Genomic DNA, 6,790 nt, shown 5'->3' with positions numbered 1-6,790 from the left:
CATGTACAGGATCTTTAGCAGCAACCAATTGAAATAGATATAAAAATGGCTTCGATTGTGATCTGATTTTATCGCCAAACAAAACCGCCACGCACGAAGCCATGACCATTATCGATGCCAACCACTATCTTGAGCAACTTCTCTCTCCTGCCGAACTCGACCGCATTGCCCGTGACTGCCAATTTTGCTTGCGCAAACGAGCCATTACGCCTGCCATGCTGGTGACTGCACTCTTGCGGGCACTTGGCTGCGACCAGGTCGATGGTATCGCTGGATTGCACCATCATTTCAATGCCTTGCAACTGGTTGATGCCCATCAGGTTTCCTACAAGCCCTTTCACAACCAGTTGCGCAAAGCGTCGTTCGCCCTGTTCATGAAGGCGCTGGTTGAACGGGCTATCGCCTTGCGTATCGGCCAACAGATGAAGACTGCATCCCTTGGCGCATTCAAACAGGTGTTGTTGCAGGATGGTACTTCCTTTGCCGTCCACAAAAGCCTGGCCGAAGTGTTTCCGGGAAGGTTCAAGACCATTAGCCCGGCGGCAATCGAGTGTCATATGCTCATGTCTCTATTGGAGCAAAGTCCAGTTTGCATGCAGGTCTCTGCCGATACGGCGTCAGAGCGCCAGTTCCTGCCTGAGCCCGAGCGGCTCAATAACAGCCTGCTGTTGGCGGACGCGGGTTACATCGATATGGCCTACTTTGCGAAACTAAACGAGGCGGGCGGTTTCTATCTGGTCAGGGGTAGTAAGAGCCTGAACCCGAAGATTATCCGGGCATGGCGCGGTGACGAACGGGAAGTGCCGAAGCTGGCGGGCCTGTCACTCAAGGATGCTGGACGGCGGCACTGTCGGGCAGAGGTACTGGATATGGTGGTGAAATCGGGCAAGTTCGAGTATCGGCTGATCCGACGCTGGTTTGCCGAGGAGAAACGGTTCTGTATCTGGATGACCAATCTGCCACGAGAGGCATGGCCAGCAGAGCGGGTGATGAGCCTGTACCGCTGTCGTTGGCAGGTGGAGCTGCTGTTTAAGGAGTGGAAGTCGCACAACCGGCTCAAGGGCTTTGTGACAGGTCAGAAAGCCATTGCCGAGGGGCTGGTGTGGGCCAGCCTGTTGTCGCTGGTGATGAAAAGACGGGTAGCTCAGACGCTGATGGGGGACGGTTTATCCACACTGAAAGCGGCGAAAAATAGCGGAACCTGGTGGTTCCCGTTATTGGAAGCGGTGGCTCATCGGGTGTTGGTGGAAATAAGAGAGCGTCTGGAATGGGCTGCCGTTTACTTGGCGAAAAATGCCCGTCGAACCAAGCAGCGAAAATCGATACAGAACAGGACCTTAGAAGGAATTTCAAATGAAGTGTTTTCTTAAGGTCCTGTATATGATTGTCTCTTGCCCTCGCGGCGACCACTCGCACCGGTATCATTCTCCTCTCAATGTCCTTTACTCGGTCTGGATAATAAATTTCGCCCGCTGCCAATATATATTTTCCGTCACAACAAGGGGTATCTCTCTTTATTATTACCGCCCCGCCATCCGCAGCAAGGTATTATCTTTATCCAGCAGATGATGTTTCAATGCCCCGACAATGTGCACCAGCAAAAATGCCAGCATGACATATGGCAAATAAATATGGACTGTGTGAGCAATATCCCTAACGGATTCACTGAATGGAATTACATTGGCAGGTTCATGGATATCTGGATTCATCGGGATAATAGACCAGCCAAATATCGCAACACCTCGGCCAGCCGCAGCAGAATAACAGAGACCGGACACCGGAATAAGCAGCGTTGAAATCAGCAAACCCCAGTGGATCGCCTTGGCTGCCAATGCCTCGTAAACAGGATATTGACGCACAGGCTCAGGCCACCCTTTAACAAGGCGGAGAATGGCGCGGGGCAGGATCAAGATTAGTGCAATCACCCCCAGAGATTTATGCAGGGCATAGAGATCCCATATTTCAAATTTCACCATCAGATAACCGACAAGGGTCAGGCCAATCATCAGCAAGGCAACCGACCAGTGCAGCAAACGGGTCGTCAAACTTAAGTGGGTTGAGGGATTCATAAGCTACTCCAAACAGGGGGCGAGTAAACGTTGGTCAAGATGGTGGTGCCGTGAATATCAGCAGCCCCTAAGAGATCAACGGCATCGAGGCAAGCCGCGACTTGGCCAGATGCGGGCAAGCGCGAGGGCTTTGTCGGGAGCCATACTGCCTGCCCGAATAAACGGCAGCGTTTCCAATCTTGCTTTTCTGCTGCTGGTGCCTCCTGCTTAACGCCCTCCCCCTGTTTCGGGTTAAGATAGCGGCCATCGTTTTATCCCGGCCCCGCCGGAGCAGACCACAGGTACGCCTTTGAACCGATTTACCCCATCCAGTGCGGCGAGCGGCCGCGAGCAGCAGGTCTTTACCGTCACCCGCCTCAACAGCGCCGTGCGCATGATCCTGGAGCAGGATCTGGGGCTGGTGTGGCTGACCGGCGAGCTCTCCAATCTGGCGATGCCAAGCTCCGGCCACTGGTACTTCTCTCTCAAGGACATGTCGGCGCAAGTGCGCTGCGCCATGTTCAAGGGCAACAACCGGCGGGTGGCCTTCCGCCCGCAGGATGGCATGCAGGTGCTGGTGCAGGCGCGGGTCTCCCTCTATGAGCCGCGCGGCGACTACCAGTTGATCATCGAATCGATGCAGCCCGCAGGCGATGGCGTGCTGGCCCTGCGTTTTGAGGAGCTCAAGCGCCGCCTCGGTGCCGAGGGGCTGTTTGACGAGAGCCGCAAGCGGCCGCTACCGCGCGAACCGCGGGCGGTGGGGCTTATCACCTCCGCTACTGGCGCGGCTTTGCACGATATGCTCACCGTGCTTAAACGGCGCGCCCCGGATCTGCCGGTCTTTATCTACCCGACCCAGGTGCAGGGGAGCGCCGCCATCAGCCAGATCGTCGCGGCGATCGCCAAAGCGAACCAGCGCGCCGAGGTGGATGTGCTGATCGTCGGGCGCGGCGGCGGCTCGCTCGAAGATCTCTGGTGCTTTAACGAAGAGGCGGTGGCGCGCGCCATTGCCCACTCCGCCATACCTGTGGTGAGCGCGGTGGGCCACGAGGTGGATGTCACCATCAGCGACTTTGCCGCCGACTTGCGCGCCCCAACCCCGTCGGCCGCCGCCGAGCTGGTGGCGCCGGACAATCAGGCCCGCATCCAGCGCCTCGCCCACCTTAAACAGCGACTGCTGCAGGCGATGAGCCGCCAGCAGACCGCCGCCCGCCACGATTTCATCCTGCTGCAAAAGCGGCTCGACCATCAGGATCCGAAGCGGCGGCTGGAGCAACAATCCCAGCGACTCGACGAGCTCTCCACCCGTTTGCAGCAGCTATTGCGCCAGCGGCTGCATCAGGGTGAGCGGCGCCTCACCAACCTTGAGCTGCGCCTGCAGGGCAAGAGTCCGGAGCGCCTCTTGGCAGCTGGCAAGCGCCGCCATCAGCTGGCCGAGGAGCGACTCTATGCCCTGATTGCTAAGCGGCAAGACCTTGCTAGTCACCGCCTCGCCATGCTCACCGCCCGCCTCGACGGGGTGAGCCCACTCGCTACTCTCGGTCGCGGCTACTCCATCACCCGTACTGCGCGTGGCGAAGTCATCAGCCGCGCCGATCAGGTCAACAGTGGCGATCAGCTCGTCACCACCCTGGCACAAGGGGGCCTGCTGGTGCGGGTCGAGGAAGTTATCAAAGACTCTGCACAGTAGATCGGCTGCATCAAACCACCCGCCAATCTGCTATTTAGCCCGGCAATCTACCAAAAACAAAGGCCACCACCGCATACAGGGTCGTGGCCTTTTTCAGCTCGGGTGCTTGCGCCTGCTCACCCCTTGGCGCGGCGGGCGACCAGGGTGAACTTGTAGTCATCGCTCTTGAAGAAGTTGCGACTGAACTCGAACACGGTGCCATCTTGCAAAAAGCCGCGGGAGACCTTCTCGATAATGGGCTTGGCAGGATCGATACCGAGCGCCTCCACCACCTGCGCCGAGGGGAGCACCGGAATGATCTCCTGCTCGCTGCGGTCGATCACCAGCTGCTTCACCTCTTCGATGTAGTGGTACTTGGAGCCCTGCATCACCGCATAGCTGAGATCGGGGAAGAGAGCGAGCGGCATCCAGGTCTCCTCCAGCGTTACCGCGATCTGGCGAATAAAGCGCACCCGCTTGACGTAGTAGACCAGCGCCCCTTCCAGCAGATTGAGCCGCTCGGCCAGCTCGCGGCTCGCCTTGATCACCTCGAAGGCAAGAATGTCGCTGTGGGTCTCGGCCGCCGGGTCGGTCACCTTCTCATAGAGGCTGGTGAGCTGATAGATGTCGTAGTTCACCTTCTCCTGCCGCACATAGCTGCCGCTGCCCTGAATGCTCTCGATGACGTTGAGTTCGGTCAGCTGCTTGAGGGCCTGACGCACCGTCACCCGGCTCACCCCGAACTGCTCGCGCAGCTCGGCTTCGGTGGGCAGGGCATCGCCGGGGGCCAGCTCCCCTTGCGCAATCCACTGCTGGATAGTGTCGGCTATCTGGCGATACATGGGTTTTTTCGACACGAAAGGCCACCTCGTCGGCTCTGCGCCATGATAAATGGAAGAGGCGCCATTCTACCCCAGTTGCCCGGCAGACAAAACGGCTCGGCCCCATTTGACCTAACAAATCACCTTGACCTAACAATACAAAAACAATACAAATAATGAATTGTATGATACCACTCACAAAAATCAGTCGGCCGGTTTGTTAGCATCGCTGTCACTTTCACCATGACGGCTTGCTGGCAAGCCAACCTGACAGAGGATCATCATGAATCTGACCAGTCTTACCGGCCCCCATCTCATCACGTTGCAAACCCGGTTTGCCGATCGGGATGCGGCCATTCATGCTCTGGCTGATCGGCTCGATCAGGCCGGCAAGCTGCACGACAAGGCCGCCTTTCTGGCGGCGGTCATGGCCCGCGAGGCGCAGGGCCCCACCGCCCTTGGCGAAGGGCTGGCAGTGCCCCACGGCAAGTGCGATGCGGTGCGCGAAGCAGCCTTTGCCGTCGCTACCCTGAGCGAGGAGCTGGGCTGGGAGGGGATCGACGGCCCCGAGCCGGTCAACCTGATCTTCATGCTGGCGATCCCGACCGATCAGGCGGGCTCCACCCATATGCAGCTACTCACCACCCTCACCACCGCCCTGGTGGATGACGATACCCGCGAGGCGGTGCTGGCGGCCCAGAGTGCCGAGCAGCTGATGGCGCTGCTTGATGGTGAAGGGGATGGCGACAAACAACCAGCAAAAGAAGACAACTTAAATACAAATAAACCCACTGTGGTCTGTGTCACCGCCTGCCCGGCGGGGATCGCCCACACCTATATGGCTGCCGAGTATCTGGAAAAAGCGGGGCGCAAGCTGGGTATTCGGGTACTGATCGAAAAGCAGGGTGCCAACGGCATCGAGGATCGCCTGCCGCAAGAGGCGCTCGATGCTGCGGTGGCCTGCATCTTCTCCGCCGAGGTGGCCATCAAGGAGCAGGAGCGTTTTGCCGGTATCCCCCGGATCGAGACGCCGGTGGCCGAGCCCATTCGCCATGCCGAGCGGATCCTCAATGAGGCGCTGGAAGCGGCCAAGAGTGGTCGCACAGCCCCGAAACCAAACCTCAGCCAGAGCGACGCGCCAACCGGCAAGAAGGTGGGCCTCAAGACCGAGCTCAAGCAGGCGCTGCTGAGCGGCATCTCCTTTGCCGTGCCGCTGATTGTGGCAGGCGGTACCGTGCTCGCCATCTCTGTGCTGCTGGCCCAGATCTTTGGCCTGCAACATCTGTTTGATACCGAGAACTCCTGGCTCTGGATGTACCGCAAGCTGGGCGGCGGCATGCTGGGCACCCTGATGGTGCCGGTGCTGGCGGCTTATACCGCCTACTCGCTGGCAGACAAACCGGCGCTCGGCCCGGGCTTTGCGGCGGGGCTGGCCGCCAACATGATTGGCTCCGGTTTCCTCGGCGGCGTGGTCGGTGGTCTTATCGCCGGTTACCTGATGCGCTGGGTCAAGCAGCATGTGCGCCTCAGCCCCAACTTCAACGGCTTTCTCACCTTTTACCTCTATCCGGTGATCGGCACCCTGGTGGCAGGCAGCCTTATGCTGTTTGTCATCGGCCAGCCGGTAGCCTGGCTCAACAACAGCCTCACCGAGTGGCTCAATGGCCTCTCCGGCACCAATGCGCTGGTACTGGGCGCCCTGCTCGGCTTTATGTGCTCGTTTGACCTGGGTGGCCCGGTCAACAAGGCGGCCTACGCCTTCTGCCTCGGCGCCATGGCCAACGGGGTCTACGGCCCCTACGCCATCTTCGGCGCGGTCAAGATGGTCTCGGCCTTTACCGTCACCTTCTCCACCATGCTGGCACCGCGCCTGTTCCAGACCTTCGAGATCGAGACCGGCAAGTCCACTTGGCTGCTGGGGCTGGCAGGGATCACCGAGGGCGCCATTCCGATGGCCATCGAAGATCCAATCCGGGTGATCGGCTCCTTCCTCGCAGGCTCGGTGGTCACCGGCGCCATGGTGGGTGCCATGGGGATTGGTCTCTCCACCCCGGGGGCCGGCATCTTCTCCCTGTTCCTGCTCCACGATGGCGGCCACGGCGCCCTGATGGCTGCCACCGTCTGGCTCGGTGCAGCGCTGGTGGGCACCCTTATCTCCACTGTGGTGCTGATCGGCTGGCGCCGTCACGCCATGCAGCGCGGCACCTATCAGGTGGTTGCCGCAGAGTAAGGCGCATCTTCACCACCGCTTT

At 59.4% G+C, this 6,790-nt stretch carries 5 protein-coding genes; 3 read left to right on the top strand and 2 right to left on the bottom strand.

The features are described from left to right. Window positions 1-101: 101 nt before the first annotated feature. The gene (locus tag AB5Y97_RS14575) at window positions 102-1,370 is read left to right on the top strand and encodes an IS4-like element ISAeme4 family transposase (protein ID WP_041206016.1); all 1,269 of its coding nucleotides are present in this window, start codon (window positions 102-104) and stop codon (window positions 1,368-1,370) included. Between the two features lie 150 nt (window positions 1,371-1,520). Here the strand turns inward: AB5Y97_RS14575 and AB5Y97_RS14570 are convergent, their stop codons facing one another. Beyond that, entirely contained in the window at window positions 1,521-2,069 is a 549-nt protein-coding gene (locus tag AB5Y97_RS14570) for a cytochrome b (RefSeq protein ID WP_201946903.1), read from the bottom strand. Between the two features lie 289 nt (window positions 2,070-2,358). Between AB5Y97_RS14570 and xseA the strand changes: the two genes are divergently transcribed. Continuing rightward, window positions 2,359-3,738: an exodeoxyribonuclease VII large subunit gene (gene xseA / locus AB5Y97_RS14565; protein WP_368158267.1), complete on the top strand. Its 1,380-nt coding sequence runs from the start codon at window positions 2,359-2,361 to the stop codon at window positions 3,736-3,738. A 116-nt stretch (window positions 3,739-3,854) separates the two neighbouring features. Here xseA and AB5Y97_RS14560 read toward each other — a convergent pair whose 3' ends face one another. Further along, window positions 3,855-4,574, bottom strand: a complete 720-nt coding sequence (locus tag AB5Y97_RS14560; RefSeq protein WP_069553902.1) for a GntR family transcriptional regulator — start codon at window positions 4,572-4,574, stop codon at window positions 3,855-3,857. A 247-nt stretch (window positions 4,575-4,821) separates the two neighbouring features. Between AB5Y97_RS14560 and mngA the strand changes: the two genes are divergently transcribed. Beyond that, the gene (gene mngA / locus AB5Y97_RS14555) at window positions 4,822-6,768 is read left to right on the top strand and encodes a PTS 2-O-a-mannosyl-D-glycerate transporter subunit IIABC (protein ID WP_368158265.1); all 1,947 of its coding nucleotides are present in this window, start codon (window positions 4,822-4,824) and stop codon (window positions 6,766-6,768) included. Window positions 6,769-6,790 lie beyond the last annotated feature (22 nt).

Origin of the sequence: Aeromonas sp. R10-2, assembly GCF_040908445.1 — a bacterium.
Lineage (GTDB): Bacteria > Pseudomonadota > Gammaproteobacteria > Enterobacterales > Aeromonadaceae > Aeromonas > Aeromonas veronii.
The sequence above is the reverse complement of the archived record's forward strand: the minus strand, read 5'-3'. Positions and strand labels throughout refer to the sequence as shown.